Consider the following 17,396-nt stretch of genomic DNA (forward strand, 5'->3'; position numbering starts at 1 on the left):
CATCCGCCTGGCGGGAACTCCAAGTCCGCGACGGACGACTACTGGAAGGAGACGGTTCCTGGTCGCACCACCACGGCCAGGGACTCCACCGGTCCGCTGCGCCGGAACTCCAGGGTGAATGACACGAGGTCACCCGACCGCCACCCGCCCGAAGGCACGGGCACGGTCAGGTCCAGCCCGCTCGGGGACATGGCGAGGGTGTCGCCCGCGGCGACGGAGACGGAGTCGACCTCGGAGCCGTAGGCCGCGTTCCCCTGCCGCATACGGTGCCGGGAGAGTGTCACCTCGCCGGAGACATCGCGTGCCGTGATCCTGACCAGTGTGTCGGCCGCGCCGCCCGTGTTGGCTATGTGGAAGAACGCCGCTGTCTCCGGGACTCCGGCGGACGGCAGCAGCACCTTCCCTTCGGTGACCTCGATACGCGCCGGGCTGCCCGCCCGCCCCGTGCCGGCCCAGGCGGTCAGACCCGCCAGCGCCACACTGCACGCGGCGACGGGCACCAGGGCGGCGATCGTGACCTCCCACAGCCGCCTGCGGCCCATGACCCGCTTCACCGGACACCGGCCTTCGCGCCCAGCGCCCCGCCGTGGCTCCGGCCCCGGGCGACAGACGGCTGCCAGCTGCACAGCCGCAGGCTGTTGGCGACCACCAGTACGGAACTCAACGACATCGCGGCGGCTGCGAACATCGGATCGAGCAGACCGACCATGGCGAGCGGCACGGTGACGACGTTGTAGCCGAACGCCCACGCCAGGTTGGCCCGGATCGTGCCGAGCGTGCGCCGGGCGAGCCGGACCGCGTCGACGAGCGCCTCGATGTCGCCGCGCGCGAGGGTGAGGTCGGCCGCGCCGATGGCCACGTCGGTGCCGCTGCCCATGGCGATGCCCAGGTCGGCGGCGGCGAGCGCGGCGGCGTCGTTCACTCCGTCGCCGACCACCGCGACCCGGTAGCCCTCCTCCTTCAACTCCCGTACCAGGGCGGCCTTCTCCCCGGGAGTGCAGCGGGCGTGCACCTCGTCGATGCCGAGCGCGCCGGCGACGGCCTCGGCGGGCGCCTTGCGGTCGCCGGTGGCCAGCACCGGGCGGATACCGAGGCGGCGCAGCCGGTCCACGGCCCGGTAACTGCCGGGGCGCACCAGGTCGCCGACGGCGACGAGCGCTGCGGCCCGGCCGTCGACCGTCACCAGGACCGGTGTGTGCGCGGCCTCCTCCGCGGCGGCCAGTGCCTTGGCCAGCGCCCGCGGCAGCCTGCCGTCGGGCGCGCCCACCTCGACCGTACGGCCGTCCACCCGGCCGCTGACCCCGAATCCCGGGATCGTGGCGAAGTCCGTCACGTCCGGCAGCGGTCCGGCCGCGTCCTTGCGGCGCGCGTACGCGGTGACCGCCCGGCCGATCGGATGCTCGGAGCCCTGCTCGACCGCCCCCGCCAGCCGCACCACGTCGTCCTGCCCGAAGGAGCCCGGCAGTGCGGTCACCGTGGCCACCGTCATGTGACCGGTGGTCAGCGTGCCGGTCTTGTCCAGGACGACGCAGTCCACGTGCTGGAGGGCCTCCAGTGTCTGCGGTCCGCTCACCAGCACGCCGAGCTGGGCACCGCGCCCGGTGGCGGCCATCAGGGCGGTCGGGGTGGCGAGGCCCAGCGCACAGGGGCAGGCCACGACGAGGACCGCCACGCAGGCGGTGAGGGCCGCCTGCGGATCGGCCCCGGCGCCCAGCCAGAACCCGAGGACGGTCACCGCGATCGCCATCACGACGGGGACGAACACCCCGGCAACTGCGTCGGCCAGCCGCTGCGCCCGCGCCTTGCCCGCCTGCGCCTCCGTGACCAGGCGGGTGATCCGGGCCAGCTGGGTGTCCGCGCCGACCGCCGTGGCCTCGACGAGCAGCAGCCCACCGGCGTTGACGGCGCCGCCGACGAGGGCCGATCCGGGGCTCACCTCGACGGGTTCGCTCTCGCCGGTGACCAGGGACAGGTCCACCGCCGAACTGCCCTCCGTGACCCGCCCGTCGGTGGCGACCCGCTCACCGGGGCGCACGACGAAGATCTGCCCCACCCGCAACCGCTCGATGGGGATCGACCGCTCGCCCTGCCCGTCGCGCACGGACACCTTCTTGGCGGCCAGCTCCGCCAGGGACCGCAGGGCCTCACCGGTCCCCCGCCGGGCCCGGCCCTCCAGGAACCGCCCGGTCAGCACGGACAGCGGCACACTCACGGCGGCTTCGAGATACAGGTGGGCCATGCCCTCGGAGGCGGACGGCACCAGGCTGAACGACATCCGCATGCCGGTCTCGCCCGCGCCGCCCAGGAACAGGGCGTACACCGACCAGGAGAAGGAGGCCACGACACCGAGCGAGACCAGGGTGTCCATGGTGGCCGTGGAGTGCCGCAGTCCCCGTAGCGCCCGGAGGTGGAAGGGCCAGGCGCTCCACACCGCGACCGGGGTGGCCAGCATGAAGCACAGCCACTGCCAGTTGCGGAACTGCCATGCCGGGACCATCGACAGCACCAGCACCGGCACCGCCAACAGGGCCGTGACCAGCAGCCGTTCCCGTTCGCGGCGGGCCTCGGCGTCGTCCTGGTCCGTCTCCTCGGCGTCGTCCTGGTCCGTCTCGTCGGCGTCGTCCTGGTCCGTCTCCTCGGCGTCCGCGTCGTCCTCGGCCGGCGCCGGCAGCGCGGCCTGGTATCCGGCCTGCTCGACCGCGGTGACCAGATCACCGGCAGCGTACTCGGCCGGATGGCTGACCCGGGCCAGCCCCGTGGCCAGGTTGACCGTGGCCGTGACGCCCTCCAGCTTGGCGAGCTTCTTCTCCACCCGCCGCACACAGGCCGCGCAGGTCATCCCGCCCACCGTGATGTCCGTGACCACGAGACTCGCGGTCGGTTCGCCCGCCATCACCCACCGCTCCCGTGGCCCATGCCCGGCATGTCCTCCATGCTTCCGCCCGTGCCGTCACCGCTGCCTCCACTGCCACCGGACCCTCCGGTGCCGTGCATGCCGGGCGCCACGGGTCCCGCCGCCGAGCCGACGGCGTACGACACCGAGAACACCAGCGCGAACAGCAGCAGGAAGCCGCAGAGCGCGAGTGGGGGGAGATATCTGCGAGCGGTCACACCGGCGGGGCGGGGTGACCGCGGAACTTCGGCCATGACCGGCCTTTCCTGGTCGCTTCGAGCCGTCCTGCCTCAGATGGCAGTCGCAGCCGTACCGGTCCAGTAGTCGTTCCGGCAGGACGCCGAGTTCCCGGCCGTCCGTCATGAGGTACGTCACAGAGGTACGTCCGGCGTCTTCACAGCGGTACATCGGTCGTGCGCCACAGCGGTACATCGGCCGTGCGCCACAGCGGTACGTCAGACGTGCGTCACAGCGGTACGTCCGACGTGCGTCACAGCAGGAGGACGAACATCACCGCCATGCCCACGGCCATCGCGCCGTGGCAGGCAGGCTCCGCTGCCGCGTCGTGGACGAGGACGGCCGTGCCCCGCGTCGACGCCGGGGCCACGCGTCCCCGGTCGAACGCCTGCGACAGCCACAGCAGCCCGAACGCGGTGAGGGCGACGGCCAGCGAAGCGGCGGTCCACTGCTGCCCCGCACCGGTCAGCGACATCGTGCTGACCGCGTCCGTGCCGGACATGTCCATCCCCTCCATGTCGTGGTGCCCGCCCCCGGAGCCGCCGGAGGACATCGCGGACCCGCCCATCACGGCGGCCATCCACGCCATGGCCAGCATCATGACGACGTGCGGGACCGCGACGAGGAGGCGTGTCCTGAGCGGGTCCGTCACCGGCGAGCGGAACGCGGCGGTGGCCGCGAACCACACCGCTCCGACCGAGAAGAGGACGACCTGCCAAGCGACGGGGAGGTCCATGCCCCAGGGCCAGGCCATCGCCGCCATCGCGGCGCCCATGACGGCGTGCAGGAGGTGGCCCACCCGGCCGGGAACCGTGCGCCCGGGGGTCATCGCCAGCCACAGCGCGTACAGGGTGGGCAGCACGAACAGGACGGTGAGGATCCACCGGAGACCGGTCGCGTTGATCATGCGGGCACCTCCGTCCGGGCGGCGCGGCGCCGCTGCCGGGAGCCGACGACCAGGTCGACGGCGATGAAGCACAACAGGGGAAGGCCGAACAGAGGTATGTAGTAGCCGATCACGGCGGTGACCAGGACGGCGGGCGCCAGGAACCAGCCCGGCAGCCGCCGCCAGGCCCCGCGCGCCGGCGCGCGGCCGAGCGCGAATCCCCCGGTCCGGGTGGGCCTGCGCAGCCACCACATGCGGTAGCCCCACAGGAGCATGCCGATGAGGGCGATCGCGAGCAGCGCGAGAACGATCTGGTTGACCAGGCCGAACAGGATGCCCATGTGGGCGTCGATGCCCCAGCTCGTCAGCTTGGCCAGGAACGGGTAGTCGGCCCAGTACGTGCGGTCGATGATCTTGCCAGTGGCGGGGTCGACGGCCACGGTGTCGTGGCGTTCGGGCCAGGAGCGGGTGTTCTCCTTGACCACGTACGTGGCCTGGTCCTTCGTCGGCGGCGCCACGTTCATCACGCCGCGCAGTCCGGCCTCGTGGGCGGCGGCCACGACCGCGTCGACGCCGACGTCGGCCGCCGACCCCGACCCGGTGCCGGACTTCTTCCCAGCGGCGGGCAGGGTCGTGGAGATGGCCGGACTCGGCCCGGCGAGCGCCGACTGGATCTCGCCGATGCTCGCCCCGGCGTACGTGGACCAGGTCATGCCGGTGACGGACAGTCCGAGCAGACCGACCGAGGCCCACACGCCGACCACGGCGTGCCAGGACACGGTGCGCTTGCGCCCCTTCGGACCGCCCTGGGGGACGAGGACCCGCCGGATCCGGTTGCGGGCGCGGGGAGTCGTCAGCCACAGGGCGAGGCCGCCCAGGATCTCCACCCACAGCCAGCTCGCGGCGATCTCGCTGTAGACACGGCCGGGTTCACCGAGGTGCAGGTGGCGGTGCAGCCCGTCCACCCAGGCCCGCACGGGCATCCACCAGCCCGCGAAGGTGCGTTCCTGGCCCAGTACTTCGCTGGTGTACGGGTTCACGAACGCGGTCTGCGTGTAGTTGTCCGGCAGCCCCGGCTTCTCGAAGACGACCCGGGTGCTGTCGGTGCGTCCGGGCGCCGGGGTGACCGAGACCAGCGTCCCCTCGGGCACCGCCGCGCGGGCGGCGGCTACCTGCGCCGACAGCGCGTCCAGGTCGCCGTCCGGGCTCACGTGCAGTTCGTGGCGGTAGACGACCGCCTCGATCTGCGGCGTCGCCGTGTACAGCAGCCCGGTGACCGCCGCGACGAGCAGGAACGGACCCATGACGACGCCCGCGTAGAAGTGCAGCCGCAGCAGCAGCGGACGCAGAGCGTTCCACGACAGGGTCGGACCGCTCATGGGTGCGTCGGCCGTCGCCTTCACTCCGAGCGCGTCGGCCGTCGCCTCCACTCCGGTCGAGGTGTGGGCAGTGCCGGGCTCCGGCGTGTCCGGCGGCGGCTGAGCGGTGGTCGCACCTGTCGCGTCCCGCGCTGCACGGCTCTCCGTCATGACGGTCCTCTCTGCCGGTACGGCTGCCGCCGCGTTCGATCGTCCGGTGCAGTAGTCGGGCGCACGGGTAAGGAAGTTCCCCAGCCTGACGTGACGGCCGTCACGCTGGCCGTACGGAGCGTTCGGACGTACGGCGCGCGTCGCGCGTCGCGCAACACCGGGGAACGGACCGGAGTGATCAGATCCACACCGGCGCCTATTGCGAGCTATTTGCAATTACGTATTTGATGCGTGTGCCCTTGGTTCCGGAGCAACAGGCAGGAAGGAACTTCTCCATGCCGGTCATCCCCACCCGCCGCAGTGTGCTCGCCGCGGCGGTCGCGACAGGCGCCGGCCTGCTGCTTCCCGGCTGCTCCTCCACCGGCTCCGGCTCTTCCTCACCGAAGAAGGGCGGGACGCTCAGCGCGGCCTTCCCGGGCGCGGGGGTGAAGGAGACCATGGACCCGCACGCGCAGCGGCAGTTCGTGGACATCGCCCGGCACAAGGCCGTCTTCGACAAACTGGTGGAGCTGGACTCGACACTGCGGCCGGTGCCCAGGCTGGCGCGTTCCTGGTCCAGTGACGACGAGGCCCGGGTGTGGCGGTTCGACCTGCGCGAGGCACGGTTCCACGACGGCCACGTCCTCGACGCGGACGACGTGCTGTACAGCCTGTCCCGCATCCTCGACCCGGACGCCGCCGACCACTTGGCGAAGAACTCCCTCTCCCACATCGACCTGGCCAACTGCCGCAAGGTGGGCAAGCTGGGCGTGGAGATCGCCCTCACCCGGCCCAACGCCGAGCTGCCCAGCCAGCTCGCGATGACCGGCACGCCCATCGTCCGGGACGGCTGGGACGACCCGACGAAGCCGGTGGGCACCGGCCCGTTCCGGTTCGTCTCCTTCACCGCCGGACGCAGCTTCGCCGGCCGTCGCTTCGACGACCACTGGAACGGTGCCGCGCATCTGGACGAGGTGCGCATCCTGTCCGCCGAGACCGAGGCGCGCGCCGCCGCCGTCCGCAGCGGCGAGGTGCACTTCGCGCACGAGATGACGCCCACCTTCGCCCGTACCGTCGCCCATGACAGCCGGGTGCGGGTGGTGGCGACCAAGCGCAGCGGGGTGCAGGGCTTCGCGCTGAAGACGGACCGGGCGCCGTTCGACGACCCGGACGCGGCTATGGCCGTGAAACTGCTCATCGACCGGGAGCGGCTGGTGGAGGTGGTCTGCTCGGGCCGCGCGGAGATCGGCAACGACCTGTACGGCAAGGGATACACCTACTACCCGGACGGCCTTGAGCAGCGCGAGCAGGATGTCGCTCAGGCCCGGAAGCTGCTCAAGCGCACCGGCCTGTACAACAAGAAGGTCACCTTCTACACCTCCACGGCTGCGGACGGGTTCGCGCAGGCCGCCCACCTGTTCACCGAGCAGGCCGGGGAGGCGGGGCTGAAGGTGGAGGTCGTCAACGGAGCGCCGGAGTCGTACTTCACGGACGCGCTGACCAAGGGCACCGTCACCAACCACCGCTGCGGCGCCATGACCATCCCCACCTACATCAGCGAACGGCTGCTGTCCGACGCCCCGCAGAACCAAAGCGCCTGGAAGCACGAGGACTTCGACGACGACTTCACCGCCGCGCGGGCCGTGGTGGACGACGACAAGCGGACCGCGCGGTACCGGTCGGTGCAGACGACCCTGCGCGATCAGGGCGGTCTGGTGCTGTGGGGGCACCCCGAGTGGCTCAACGCCGTCTCCCGCAGCGTCCAGGGCGTGCAGGAGGCCCCGCCCAACACCGTGGACTGGGCGCGGTTCGACACGGTGTGGCTGGCCTGAGGCCGGGATGCTGCGCCATGCCCTGCGGCGGTCCGGGTGGACGCTGGTCCAGCTCGCCGCGCTCAGTGTCATCGTCTTCCTGCTGACGGACCTGCTGCCGGGGGACGCCGCGACCGTCGACTTCAACGAACAGGCGGGGCTGGACCAGGTCGCCCAGCTGCGGGAGCAGATGGGCCTCGACCGGCCGCTCGCCGAGCGGTTCGCCGACTGGGCCCACGGTCTGCTCACCGGTGACCTCGGTACGTCGCTGGTCGGCGGAGGTCCGGTCAGCGAGACGCTGTCGTCCTCGGTGCCGGTGACGGCCGCGCTGGCCGCCGTGACGATCGTGCTGCTGGTGCCGCTGGCCGTCGGGGTCGGCCTGCTGACCGGGCTGCGGGCGGGCAGCCGTACCGACCGGATCGTGTCCGCCGTGACCCTGACGCTCACCTCCGTCCCGGACTTCGTCCTCGCGCTACTGCTGGTGGGCGTCTTCGCGCTGCGCCTGAACTGGCTGCCGTCGACCTGGGTGGGCGCCGACGACGGGTGGTGGCAACGGCCCGAGCTGTTCGTGCTGCCGGTGGCGGTCCTGCTGGCCCGGACCGTGTGCGTGCTGTCCCGGCAGATCCGCGCCGGTACGGTCACCGCGCTGCACGCCGGGTACACGGTGCAGGCCCGCCGGCTCGGCGTACCACCCGCCCGGCTGGTGCTGCGGCACGTCCTGCCGGGCGCGGCCGTGCCCGGCGTACAGGAACTCGCCCGCACCGGCGACCAGTTGCTCGGCGGCGTACTCGTCGTCGAGGCCGTCTTCGCCGTCCCCGGCACCGCGACCGCGCTGGTCGAGGCGGTACAGAACCGGGACGTGCCCACCGTCCAGGCCCTCACCCTCACCCTGGCCGCCGTGGCCTGCCTGCTCAACCTGGCGGCGGACCTCGTCAGCCACCGCCTGGCTCCCCGTACGGAGGTACTGCGATGAGCGCCGTCGGACGGAAGCGGCGCGCGGCGGGCGGGGCCCTGCTCCTGGTGCCGCCGGTCGGCGCGGCCGTCGTCGGGCCGTTCGTCACGGACGCCGCCGTCCCCTCCGACGGCATGCCGTACGCCCTCGGTGACGGGCATCCGCTGGGGACGGACGGGCTGGGCCGGGACGTGCTGACGCTGGTGCTGCGCGGCGGGGCCAGCGCCCTGGGTGTGGCGTGCGCCGCGGTGGCACTGGCCGTCGCCGTGGGCGCCGTGCTCGGACTCGCCGCCGCCGCGTCCCGGAGCCGGTGGCTCGACGACCTGCTGATGCGGCCGGTGGAACTGCTGCTGCCGCTGCCCTCGTTGCTGGTGATCAGTGTGGTCGGGGTCGGCTGGCGCGGAAATCCTCTCGCCGTGGCGCTGGCGGTGGCCGCCCTCAACGTGCCGGCCGTGGCCCGGCTGCTGCGGGCAACGGCCCTGGACGCGGCCAGCGGCCCCGTCGCCGAGGCCATGCGATTGCAGGGCGAGTCCCCGGCGCGCGTCCTCTTCTCCCACGTCGGACGGGCCGTGCTGCCGGTGGCCGCCGCCGACGCGGGCACCCGCGTGGGCGGCGCGGTCTTCACCGTGGCCGCCGCCAACTTCCTCGGTCTCGGTCTCGATCCGACCTCGCCGGACTGGGGCGTGGCGATCGCCGCGAGCCGGGAGGCGCTGTTCGTGCAGCCGTGGGCGGTGCTGGCGCCGACGCTGCTGCTGGTGATGTTCGTGGTCGGCGTCAATCTGCTGGCGGACGGGCTGCTGCCGCACACCGCGCGGAGCAGGCGGAGCGAGGGGAAGGCGGCGGCGTGGAACCAGTGATCGAGGTCAGCGGCCTGAGCGCGCACGCCGGCACGGCCCGGCTCCTGGCCGGCGTCGACCTCACCGTCCGCGCGGGTGAGGTGACCGCTCTGGTGGGCCCCTCCGGCAGCGGCAAGACCACCGCCGCGCTGGCCCTGCTGGGCGAGGCCGCGCCCGGCGTCCGGCTCAGCGGCTCGGTACGTGTCGGGGGCGTCGAGGTGGTGGGCGGCGAGGGGCCGACGGGCGCCGGCCATGAGGTGCGCGGCCGGGTGGTCGCCTACATGCCCCAGCACCCGGCCCACGCCCTCAACCCCGCCCGGCGCATCGGCGCGGTCCTCACCGAACTGGCGCGTCTGCACCGGCCGTTCGACGAGAAGGGCGCCCGTGTCCGTGCCGCCGCCACCGCCCACGCGGCCGAAGCCCTGCGCACCGCCGGCCTGCCCGACGACCGAGCGACCCGGCGTCGCTTCCCGCACCAGTTCTCCGGCGGCCAGCGGCAACGCGTGGCCCTCGCCCAGGTGCTGGCCTGCGGCCCGCGCGTCCTGGTGCTCGACGAACCCAGCACCGGACTGGACACGGTAGCCCGGTTGCGGCTCGCGGAGCAGCTGTCCCGGCTGGCTTCCGACGGGTACGCGCTCCTGCTGCTCAGCCACGACCATGACCTGATCCGCGCGGTGGCCGACCGCACGGTGACGCTGGATCGCGGCCGCGTGACCGCGACCGGCCCCACAGCGAAGGTGCTTCCAGCGCCGGCGGTACCGGCCGTACCACCGGCGCCCCTCACCCCCGCGAGACCGGGCGGCGCCGTACTGGAGGCGCGGGACCTGACGGCGTGGCTGCACCCCGGGCGCCGGGGCGAGGTCCTGCACGAGGTGACTGTCCGGGTCGCGGAAGGGGGCTGTACCGCGGTCGTCGGCCCGTCCGGCAGCGGCAAGACCGTCCTCGCCCGCTGCCTCGCCGGGCTGCACGAACGCCACCGCGGCCACCTCACCCACCGGGGCGCTCCACTGCCCGCCCTCCGCCACCGCACCACCCGGCAGATCCGGGGCGTCCAGTACGTCTGGCAGGAGGTGCGCAACTCCTTCGACGACCGGCGCACCGTCCTCGAGCAGGTCGCCCGCACCGCCGTAAGGCTGCGCGGCCTCGCACCGGCGGACGCCGAGCGGCGGGCCCGGCAGCTGTGGGAGCGCCTCGGCCTGACGCCGGAACACGCCACGCGGCACGCCGTCTCGCTGTCCGGCGGCGAACTGCAACGCGCCGCCCTGGCACGGGCGTTGCTCGCCGAACCCGACGTCCTGATCTGCGACGAGATCACCACCGCCCTCGACGCCGTCAGCACCGGCCTGGTCACCGCCGAGATCACCCGCCTGCGTGAGGAGAGCGACACGGCCGTGCTGTGGATCGGCCACGACCTCGCACTCGTCGAGCGGCTCGCCGACGACCTGGTCGTCCTCGACGCCGGCACGGTGGTGGAGAGCGGCGGGACCCGTACGGTCCTGCACTCCCCCGCCGCCGGGACCACCCGTCTGCTGCTGCGGTCCCGGCACCTGACCACCACGACGCCATCCTCCGAACGAAGCGACCAGTGAAAGGAACACCTTGCCCATGACCACCACCCCCACTTCCACCACCCCCGACTGGCAGCAGTGGCAGACGAGCTGGGACCGCCAGCAGGAGTGGTACATGCCGGACCGGGAGGAGCGCTTCCGGGTCATGACCGACGCCGTCGAGGCGGTCGCGGGCCGCACCCCGCTCGTCCTCGACCTCGCCTGCGGTACCGGCAGCATCTCCGACCGGGTACTGCGCGCGCTCCCCGGCGCCCGCACCGTCTGCGTCGACATCGACCCGGCCCTGCTGACCATCGCCCGCGGCCACTTCGCCGGCGACGACCGCGTCGCCTTCACCGAAGCCGACCTCACCGACCCCGACTGGACCGCACGCCTCCCCCACACCACCTTCGACGCCGTGGTCACCGCCACCGCCCTGCACTGGCTGGACACCGAACCGCTGCGCCGCCTCTACGGCACCCTGGCCGGAGTGCTGCGCGAGGGCGGCGTGTTCCTCAACGCCGACCACATGTACGACGAGTCCGCCCCGCGCTTGAACGCCGCCATGACCACCCTGCTCACCGAGCGTCAGGAACGGCAGCGGGCCGAGGGCGCCCTGGACTGGGCCGACTGGTGGCACCGGGTCGCCGACGACCCCGCCCTCGCCGAACCGGCGGCCCGACGCTTCGCCCTGCTCGGCGACCCGCGTGAACCCCGGCCCGCCGGCGCGAAGCCCGACCGTCCCACCGCCGTCCAGTGGCATCTGGACACCCTGCGCGAACAGGGCTTCACCGAGGCACGGCAGATCTGGTGCTCGGCGGCCGACGCTCTGGTGGCCGGACTGCGCTGAACCGCGGTGCACCCGCGGACGTCGTCAGACGAGGTTCTTCTCGATCGCGGCGGCGTACTGCTTGACCGGGTGGTCGCGCAGAGCGTCACTGGCGGGAGCGAGGAGGTCGGCGGTGGCGCCCCTGACACGGTCACCGAGTGCGCCGAGGAGGGGCATCGAGTCGCGGATACGGCCGGAGGCGTCGATGTAGTGCAGGGTGTCGACGTGGGTGTAGGCCGGCTCCGGGGGGAGCTGGGGGACGATGTCGTTGTTGTTGACGTAGCGGTGCAGGCGGTCCTTGAAGTCCCTGTTGCAGGAAGCGGCCAGCAGGCGCTCGCAGGTACGGGGCTGGCCGTAGGTGTAGATGCCGTCGGCCTGCAGGCGGGGGGCCTCCAGGTAGAGGCGGCAGCCGGCGAGCATTGCGAGGGCGCCGCCGAGGCTGTGGCCGGTGAACCAGACACTCTGGTCGTCGTCCCGGAAGTCCGCGAGTGCGTCCTTGACGGCGGGGAAGACGGAGTCGAGGGCCTCGCCGAAGCCGTAGTGCACGAACCCGGTCCTCGCCGGGCCCGGCACGGGCGGGGTCGTGGCATCGGAGAGCCAGTCCTTGATCTGCGCCGGCTCCGTGCCCCGGAACCCGGTGATGATCATCTTGTCGCTGGCGATCGTGTACGCCTGCGTGTCCTGGATCGGGAAAGGCGGCGTGAACCGGGTGTGATGATGCCGGACCCGGTCGAAACCCCACTCCCGGGCCGTGGACTCCACCGTCGCCTCGTCCTTGTAGGCGAGGTCAGCGGCCTTCACCATCCAGTAGGCCAGGTCCAGGCTGTGCTCGGTCGTGTTGTGGTCGATCGCTGTCGGTACGGGCACCAGATGCCTCCATGGGACACGGCTTCTCCGACCCCGGTCCGCCGCCGGCCACCCCACCGTGCAGGCGGACCGGGCCGGCTGCAGGAGCACACGACCGTGTCCGACGAGCGCGGATGAATCAGAAGCACTGGGCAGGGCCGCCGCCGTTGGCGGGCGAGGGTCGCTTCGCGAGCGACCGTAGGCCGCGACCACCTCCGGGACGTGGGGGCGACACGGGCTGCGCGGGCAGGAACGGTCCCCCCTCACCCGAGCAGACCAACTCTCCCGCCGGGGCCGGCCAGGCCACTCTCGGACAGCAGCCGCCCGCACCACCGCCCCCTGCCGGGCCGGAGCCGGACCACGGGGCCCCGCGCGGACCACGGCCCCGCTCGGGCCGCAGGCGCTGTGAGAGGCCGGTTCCGGCCCCGGGTGGGCATTCGGCGGAGCGAGGCTGGTCAGGACGGTACGAGATCCTTACGGACGAGCAGTGCGAACCGAGTGGAAGAGACCTCCTGCTGCACGTCCACGCTCGGCGCCGGACCTTCGGCCGACGGCAGCTCGAGGGCCTTGGCCTGCGCCACGGGGAAGTCCCTGCGGGCCAGGCCGAGGGTCACGTGGGGCCAGAAGCCGTCCTCGACGATGTTCAGCCCTTGGGTGATTTCATCGTGGAGGCGGGCGAGTTCCGGGGTGTTCTCGACGCCCAGGCGGACCTGCTCCCCCTCCTGCACCGTGTCCTCGTCGTAGTGGTAGGCGGGGTCCTTGCCCAAGGACCAGCTCCCGTGGCGGACCTCGCCGGTCAGGCGGATACGCGGAGCCGTCCACGTTCCCTGCTCGATGAGGGTCCTCACCGCGGCGAGCTTGTCCTCGTCCGCGCCGTGGAGAAAACCGAGCGTGATGTGGATGTGCTCCGCCTCCTGCGGGTCGACCTGGTCGGGGCACTGGTGCTGCAGTTCGACCAGGGCGTCGACCAGCGAGCCGGGGACGCGCAGGCAGATGAAGGCGTTCGTCGTCTGGGACATGGGCTTCTTCCATCGTCGGGCCGACGCCGGTCCGCGGCAGTGTGGTGTCACTGCCGCGGCAGACGGGGGTTCGGGGCAGCGGCTTGCGTGCCGGCGGCCTTCGGAGGCCGGTCGCCGGTGTCGTGCTCGGTCGCTGAGAAGTCCGTTATAAGGGACCGGCAGCGGTCGCGGCGGTGAGGCACCGGGCCGGGCCCGCCCGGGCCCGGATGGAGCTTCGGGTGGGCGGGCCCGGCCGAGCGGGTCAGCGGTTGTCGCCGAGTCCCTGGTGCATCCGGGGCTGATTGTCCTGGTCGTGGGTCAGGGCGTGGTGCTCGATGTCGAGATTGCCCCGTCGTTCGGGAGGCGCTGTTCATCTGGTCAGGGATAGTTGACGGGGTCTCGGATTCACTTGTTCGGCCGCTGCCCGGTCGGCGTAGTACTTCTCCCCGAACTCGATGGGACTGAGCCGGCCGAGCCGTTCCTGGACGCGGCGGGAGTTGTCGAAGCCGTCGATGCGCTCGAAGAACGCGAGGTCTGGCACGCATCCAGCACCTGCCGGGCCGTCGCCCGCGCTCAGCAGCGCTCCCCCGAGCAGCGGGCCGAGTGAGATGGGCAGTCCCGAGGCCGCCGCCCACGAGGCGATGGCCCGGGCCCGGCCCTCGGCCGGGAAGAGCCGCAGGATCACCGCGAGGGTGGCCGGCATGATCGTGGCCGCCGCCACGCCCATCAGCGCGCGCGCAGGACGATGATCCCGAGGGGCGAGTCGAGGAACCCGGCCACCGACGTCGTCACGGCGAAGGCCGCCGTACCCCAGGCGAGCAGGCGCTTCAGGCCGAACCTGTCACCGGCGACGCCCGCCACGGGCAGGAAGCCGGCGAAGGTGAGGGTGTAGGCGTTCAGGAACCACTGCTGTTCCGTGGTGCTCGCGCCGAGTTCGCTCTGCATCGTGGGCAGTGCCACGTTGAGGATGGTGCTGCCCAGCAGCACCGCCGAGACCGTCAGCGTGAGCGCGAGCAGCGCCCGGACGGGACGGACGGTGGTCCGCCCTGTGCCGGTCATCGCGACATCCCTCGCTTCCCGTCCGGCTTCCCGTCCGGCTTCCCGTCCGGCTTCCCGTCCCGCTTCCCGTCCGGAAGGGCGACCACGCACTCGACCTCGATCAGGAACTCCGGGGCGAACAGCTTCGCCACCCCGACCAGAGTCGACGAGGGCGGTGGTGAACCGTGCAGGGCAGCCAAGATGCCCGGAATCAGATGCGGCTCGTGGTCCACGACATAGACGGTCTCCTTGACGATGTCCTGTCGCCGCGCGCCGAGGGCGTCGAGCAGGCGGTCGATGCGGCGGGCCACCTGCGCGGCCTGTGCCATGTGATCGCCCTCCCCGACGACACGGCCCTCCTCGTCCCAGGCCACCTGTCCGCTGATGAACGCGAGACCGAGGCCGGCCGGGACCGAAACCTGGCTGACGAGGTCCGGAAGGCCGAAGACACCGTCCGGTTCGATGCGGTGGATCATGCGTGGTCCCTTTCGGCCGGCGGATTGCCGGGCTGCGGATGGTGCAAGGTGGCTACGGCATCGGCGGCCTCGGCCGCGAGAGCGTCCGCGGCGGTCTCGTCCGAGGCCCACTCGACGTACCCGTCCGGCCTGATCAGGGCGGCGCTGACACCGGCCCACGCCGCGCGGGACCGCTCGACCGGCCGCGGGCACCGGTACCGGTCGAGGCGGGCGGCGGTGCCGTCGGATGAGAGGCCGTCGAGGCCGAAACTGTCGACGCGCGCGAAATCGACGAGTACGGGGCGCCCGTCCCGGAGCAGGTCGAAGAGGTGTTCCGTGTCCGACAGCCGCAGGTTCGGTGCCCGGCGGCCCGCGAGCGGATGGCGCCGGCCGGGCAGGGAGTACGTCACCGACAATCCGGACAGACGCTGCGCGAGGGCGTCGTTGAGCTGCGGCCGTTCCGCGATCAGTTTCCCCAGCAGGGATCGCAGCGCGGTTCCCTCCGGTGAGAAGACCGACATGATCGCGGTCTGCGCCTGCGTGTGCTCGATCGTGTCGTCCCCCACCGGATGCCGTTCCCGGTGGTAGGTGTCCAACAGCCCCTCCCCCGCCCGGCCGCTCACGACCGCAGCCAGCTTCCAGCCGAGATTCATCGCGTCCTGCACGCCCACGTTCAGCCCGACACCGCCCATCGGCATGTGCTGATGGGCCGCGTCACCCGCCAGCAGGACCCGGCCCTTGCGGTACTGCCGGGCCACGCGGCTGGTGTTGCTGTAGCGGGACAGCCAGGAGGGGCTGTGCATCCCGTAGTCCGTGCCGGCGATGCGCAGCACCCGCTCGCGCAGTTCCTCCAGCGCGAGTTCGCCCGGCCAGTCGTCGCGGACGTCCTCGGGCGAGTGCACCACGATCCGGTGCCTGCCACCGGACAGCGGGACGAGCATGAACGTGCCCCGCGTCGTCCACCTGCTCGTGACCGGGCCGGACGGCGGGTCGCCGAGCACCACATCGCCGAGCGCCCCCAGCGCGGTGAACCGGGTCCCCTCGAACTCGATCCCCGCGCAACCGCGCACGACGCTGCGCGTGCCGTCGCACCCGACGACGTACGCGGCGTCGAGCACGTACGCACCGTCCGGACCGTCGACCGACACCGTCACCGTGCCGCCGGTGTCCGCGCAGCCGGTCACCCGGTGCCCGCGACGGACGTCCGCGCCCATGGCCACGGCGCGCCGCTGGAGCAGTTCCGTGGTGCGCGCCTGCGGGATCGTGAGCGTGTACGGGAAGTCGGTGTCCAGCCCGCGGAAGTCGAGGCGGTCGTCGAGGACCGCGAAATGTCCGCTGGGTATGCGGCCGCCTTCCGCCAAGAAGTCCTGATGCGCGCCGCGGAGCGCGAAGGTCTCGATCGTGCGGGCGTGGACCGTCAGCGCCCGGGAGTTCGGGTCGATCTCCGGGTCCTGCTCCAGGACCACCGTGCGGACCCCGGCCAGTCGCAGCTCGCAGGCCAGCCACATGCCCGTCGGCCCGCCGCCGACGATGACGACGCTCTCACTCATGCCACACCACATCTCTCTATCACTGACCAAGTGAATGCCGGTACAGATATACTCGATCAGTGACCAAGAAACAAGCTGCCGCCCGCACCAAGGTCGGGATCACCCTCGACCACGTGGTCGGCGCGGCGTTCGACGTACTCGACCGTGGCGGCGTCGCCAAGCTCTCCACCCGGGCCATCGCGGCCGAACTCGGGGTCAGCATGAACACCGTCATGTGGCACATCCGCACCAAGGACCGGCTCCTGGACACCATGGCCGAGGCCGTCCTCGGGGAAGTCGATCTGGGAGACCTGCCCGAGGACTGGCACGACCAGGCGGCCGCACTGCTGGGACGGCTGCGCCAGGCGATGCTCCGGCACCGGGACGGTGCCCTGCTCGTCGCGGGCACCTTCCCCGCGGAACCGCAGACCCTCGCCTTCACCGACCGCCTGCTGACCGCCCTCCTGCGCGGCTGCCCCACCCGCAGGACGGCCGCATGGACGGCCTGGAACCTCTTCTACTTCACCCTGGGCCTCGTCCAGGAGGAACAGGCGACGCCCGCCGACCACCGGGACCGCCTGCGCGCGCACGTGGCCGAACACCACTTCCCCGGGCTGGACTCGGCACTGGACGCGTTCATGTCCGTCGACTTCGAGGCACGCTTCCGCTTCGGGATCGAGCAGATCCTCCACTCCGCCGCGACCGAAGCGGCACCCGAGCCCTGAGCAAGGACGGACAACAAGGAGGGACAACAAGGACGGACAGCAAGGACGGACAGGGAAAGCAACGAGACGACGTCGGACCAGACTTCACCGCGCCCCCTCGCAGGCACGAACCCGGCCCACGGCGGACGCGGATCGAACCCGGCCCGTGGTGCGGCCCGCGGTGGGCACTCGAGCCATCACCTCCGACCGGACGCCGACGCGGGACGGCCGCCGGCCGGATCGTCCTGAGGTGATCGGCGCGGTTCCCTTCCCGCTCCGGATCGCGACGCGGTGGGTCCGTCCTCCTCCTTCCGGAGTACGGGAACC

The 17,396-nt window shown here is 72.3% G+C and carries 17 protein-coding genes; 6 read left to right on the plus strand and 11 right to left on the minus strand.

Going from position 1 to position 17,396, the window contains the following annotated elements; translation table 11 throughout:
• Window positions 1–38: 38 nt before the first annotated feature.
• The 5 genes from ACFV6E_RS22820 to ACFV6E_RS22840 all read right to left on the minus strand — a co-directional run bounded on the left by ACFV6E_RS22820 (window position 39) and on the right by ACFV6E_RS22840 (window position 5,545).
• A complete protein-coding gene (locus ACFV6E_RS22820) occupies window positions 39–542 on the minus strand; it encodes a copper chaperone PCu(A)C (RefSeq protein WP_385464081.1) in 504 nt (167 codons plus the stop codon).
• A gap of 8 nt (window positions 543–550) precedes the next feature.
• On the minus strand, window positions 551–2,893 hold the full coding sequence (locus ACFV6E_RS22825; protein ID WP_385464083.1) for a heavy metal translocating P-type ATPase: 2,343 nt from the start codon (window positions 2,891–2,893) through the stop codon (window positions 551–553).
• On the minus strand, window positions 2,893–3,147 hold the full coding sequence (locus ACFV6E_RS22830) for a hypothetical protein (protein ID WP_385464086.1): 255 nt from the start codon (window positions 3,145–3,147) through the stop codon (window positions 2,893–2,895). The genes ACFV6E_RS22825 and ACFV6E_RS22830 overlap by 1 nt, the downstream gene beginning before the upstream one ends.
• Window positions 3,148–3,383: 236 nt before the next feature.
• Window positions 3,384–4,037, minus strand: a complete 654-nt coding sequence (locus ACFV6E_RS22835) for a DUF5134 domain-containing protein (protein ID WP_385464089.1) — start codon at window positions 4,035–4,037, stop codon at window positions 3,384–3,386.
• A complete protein-coding gene (locus ACFV6E_RS22840; protein WP_385464092.1) occupies window positions 4,034–5,545 on the minus strand; it encodes a PepSY-associated TM helix domain-containing protein in 1,512 nt (503 codons plus the stop codon). The genes ACFV6E_RS22835 and ACFV6E_RS22840 overlap by 4 nt, the downstream gene beginning before the upstream one ends.
• A gap of 275 nt (window positions 5,546–5,820) precedes the next feature.
• On the opposite strand from ACFV6E_RS22840, the gene ACFV6E_RS22845 reads away from it, so the two are divergent.
• The 5 genes from ACFV6E_RS22845 to ACFV6E_RS22865 are packed head-to-tail and all read left to right on the plus strand — an operon-like array spanning window position 5,821 to window position 11,520.
• Entirely contained in the window at window positions 5,821–7,356 is a 1,536-nt protein-coding gene (locus ACFV6E_RS22845) for an ABC transporter substrate-binding protein (RefSeq protein ID WP_385464095.1), read from the plus strand.
• 7 nt (window positions 7,357–7,363) lie between these two features.
• Window positions 7,364–8,308, plus strand: coding sequence for an ABC transporter permease (locus ACFV6E_RS22850; RefSeq protein WP_385464098.1), 945 nt, complete (start codon window positions 7,364–7,366; stop codon window positions 8,306–8,308).
• Window positions 8,305–9,144: an ABC transporter permease gene (locus ACFV6E_RS22855; RefSeq protein WP_385464101.1), complete on the plus strand. Its 840-nt coding sequence runs from the start codon at window positions 8,305–8,307 to the stop codon at window positions 9,142–9,144. The genes ACFV6E_RS22850 and ACFV6E_RS22855 overlap by 4 nt, the downstream gene beginning before the upstream one ends.
• Window positions 9,132–10,712: an ABC transporter ATP-binding protein gene (locus ACFV6E_RS22860; protein WP_385464104.1), complete on the plus strand. Its 1,581-nt coding sequence runs from the start codon at window positions 9,132–9,134 to the stop codon at window positions 10,710–10,712. Before ACFV6E_RS22855 ends, ACFV6E_RS22860 begins: the two co-directional genes overlap by 13 nt.
• Window positions 10,713–10,728: 16 nt before the next feature.
• Complete coding sequence (locus ACFV6E_RS22865) at window positions 10,729–11,520, plus strand: class I SAM-dependent methyltransferase (RefSeq protein ID WP_385464107.1); 792 nt, start codon at window positions 10,729–10,731, stop codon at window positions 11,518–11,520.
• A gap of 24 nt (window positions 11,521–11,544) precedes the next feature.
• Here the strand turns inward: ACFV6E_RS22865 and ACFV6E_RS22870 are convergent, their stop codons facing one another.
• The 6 genes from ACFV6E_RS22870 to ACFV6E_RS22895 all read right to left on the minus strand — a co-directional run bounded on the left by ACFV6E_RS22870 (window position 11,545) and on the right by ACFV6E_RS22895 (window position 16,386).
• Window positions 11,545–12,366: a lipase family protein gene (locus tag ACFV6E_RS22870; protein WP_385172554.1), complete on the minus strand. Its 822-nt coding sequence runs from the start codon at window positions 12,364–12,366 to the stop codon at window positions 11,545–11,547.
• A gap of 434 nt (window positions 12,367–12,800) precedes the next feature.
• On the minus strand, window positions 12,801–13,364 hold the full coding sequence (locus ACFV6E_RS22875) for a 2'-5' RNA ligase family protein (protein ID WP_385172556.1): 564 nt from the start codon (window positions 13,362–13,364) through the stop codon (window positions 12,801–12,803).
• A 349-nt stretch (window positions 13,365–13,713) separates the two neighbouring features.
• Window positions 13,714–14,064 (minus strand): hypothetical protein, encoded by a 351-nt coding sequence (locus ACFV6E_RS22880; protein WP_385172559.1) that lies wholly within the window; start codon window positions 14,062–14,064, stop codon window positions 13,714–13,716.
• Between the two features lie 5 nt (window positions 14,065–14,069).
• A complete protein-coding gene (locus tag ACFV6E_RS22885; RefSeq protein ID WP_385172561.1) occupies window positions 14,070–14,402 on the minus strand; it encodes an MFS transporter in 333 nt (110 codons plus the stop codon).
• Complete coding sequence (locus tag ACFV6E_RS22890; protein WP_385464110.1) at window positions 14,399–14,857, minus strand: RidA family protein; 459 nt, start codon at window positions 14,855–14,857, stop codon at window positions 14,399–14,401. Before ACFV6E_RS22890 ends, ACFV6E_RS22885 begins: the two co-directional genes overlap by 4 nt.
• Window positions 14,854–16,386, minus strand: a complete 1,533-nt coding sequence (locus ACFV6E_RS22895) for an FAD-dependent monooxygenase (protein ID WP_385464113.1) — start codon at window positions 16,384–16,386, stop codon at window positions 14,854–14,856. The genes ACFV6E_RS22890 and ACFV6E_RS22895 overlap by 4 nt, the downstream gene beginning before the upstream one ends.
• A gap of 59 nt (window positions 16,387–16,445) precedes the next feature.
• Between ACFV6E_RS22895 and ACFV6E_RS22900 the strand changes: the two genes are divergently transcribed.
• The gene (locus ACFV6E_RS22900; protein WP_385464116.1) at window positions 16,446–17,090 is read left to right on the plus strand and encodes a TetR/AcrR family transcriptional regulator C-terminal domain-containing protein; all 645 of its coding nucleotides are present in this window, start codon (window positions 16,446–16,448) and stop codon (window positions 17,088–17,090) included.
• The last annotated feature ends 306 nt before the right edge of the window (window positions 17,091–17,396 follow it).

It is taken from the genome of Streptomyces sp. NPDC059785, assembly GCF_042732375.1.
GTDB lineage: Bacteria > Actinomycetota > Actinomycetes > Streptomycetales > Streptomycetaceae > Streptomyces.

Bases quoted from the DNA above. Each gene is read 5' to 3' on its own strand.
- ACFV6E_RS22820 (WP_385464081.1), bottom strand. From the start codon at position 542: ATGGGCCGCAGGCGGCTGTGGGAGGTCACGATCGCCGCCCTGGTGCCC.
- ACFV6E_RS22825 (WP_385464083.1), bottom strand. From the start codon at position 2,893: ATGGCGGGCGAACCGACCGCGAGTCTCGTGGTCACGGACATCACGGTG.
- ACFV6E_RS22830 (WP_385464086.1), bottom strand. From the start codon at position 3,147: ATGGCCGAAGTTCCGCGGTCACCCCGCCCCGCCGGTGTGACCGCTCGC.
- ACFV6E_RS22835 (WP_385464089.1), bottom strand. From the start codon at position 4,037: ATGATCAACGCGACCGGTCTCCGGTGGATCCTCACCGTCCTGTTCGTG.
- ACFV6E_RS22840 (WP_385464092.1), bottom strand. From the start codon at position 5,545: ATGACGGAGAGCCGTGCAGCGCGGGACGCGACAGGTGCGACCACCGCT.
- ACFV6E_RS22845 (WP_385464095.1), top strand. From the start codon at position 5,821: ATGCCGGTCATCCCCACCCGCCGCAGTGTGCTCGCCGCGGCGGTCGCG.
- ACFV6E_RS22850 (WP_385464098.1), top strand. From the start codon at position 7,364: ATGCTGCGCCATGCCCTGCGGCGGTCCGGGTGGACGCTGGTCCAGCTC.
- ACFV6E_RS22855 (WP_385464101.1), top strand. From the start codon at position 8,305: ATGAGCGCCGTCGGACGGAAGCGGCGCGCGGCGGGCGGGGCCCTGCTC.
- ACFV6E_RS22865 (WP_385464107.1), top strand. From the start codon at position 10,729: ATGACCACCACCCCCACTTCCACCACCCCCGACTGGCAGCAGTGGCAG.
- ACFV6E_RS22875 (WP_385172556.1), bottom strand. From the start codon at position 13,364: ATGTCCCAGACGACGAACGCCTTCATCTGCCTGCGCGTCCCCGGCTCG.
- ACFV6E_RS22885 (WP_385172561.1), bottom strand. From the start codon at position 14,402: ATGACCGGCACAGGGCGGACCACCGTCCGTCCCGTCCGGGCGCTGCTC.
- ACFV6E_RS22890 (WP_385464110.1), bottom strand. From the start codon at position 14,857: ATGATCCACCGCATCGAACCGGACGGTGTCTTCGGCCTTCCGGACCTC.
- ACFV6E_RS22895 (WP_385464113.1), bottom strand. From the start codon at position 16,386: ATGAGTGAGAGCGTCGTCATCGTCGGCGGCGGGCCGACGGGCATGTGG.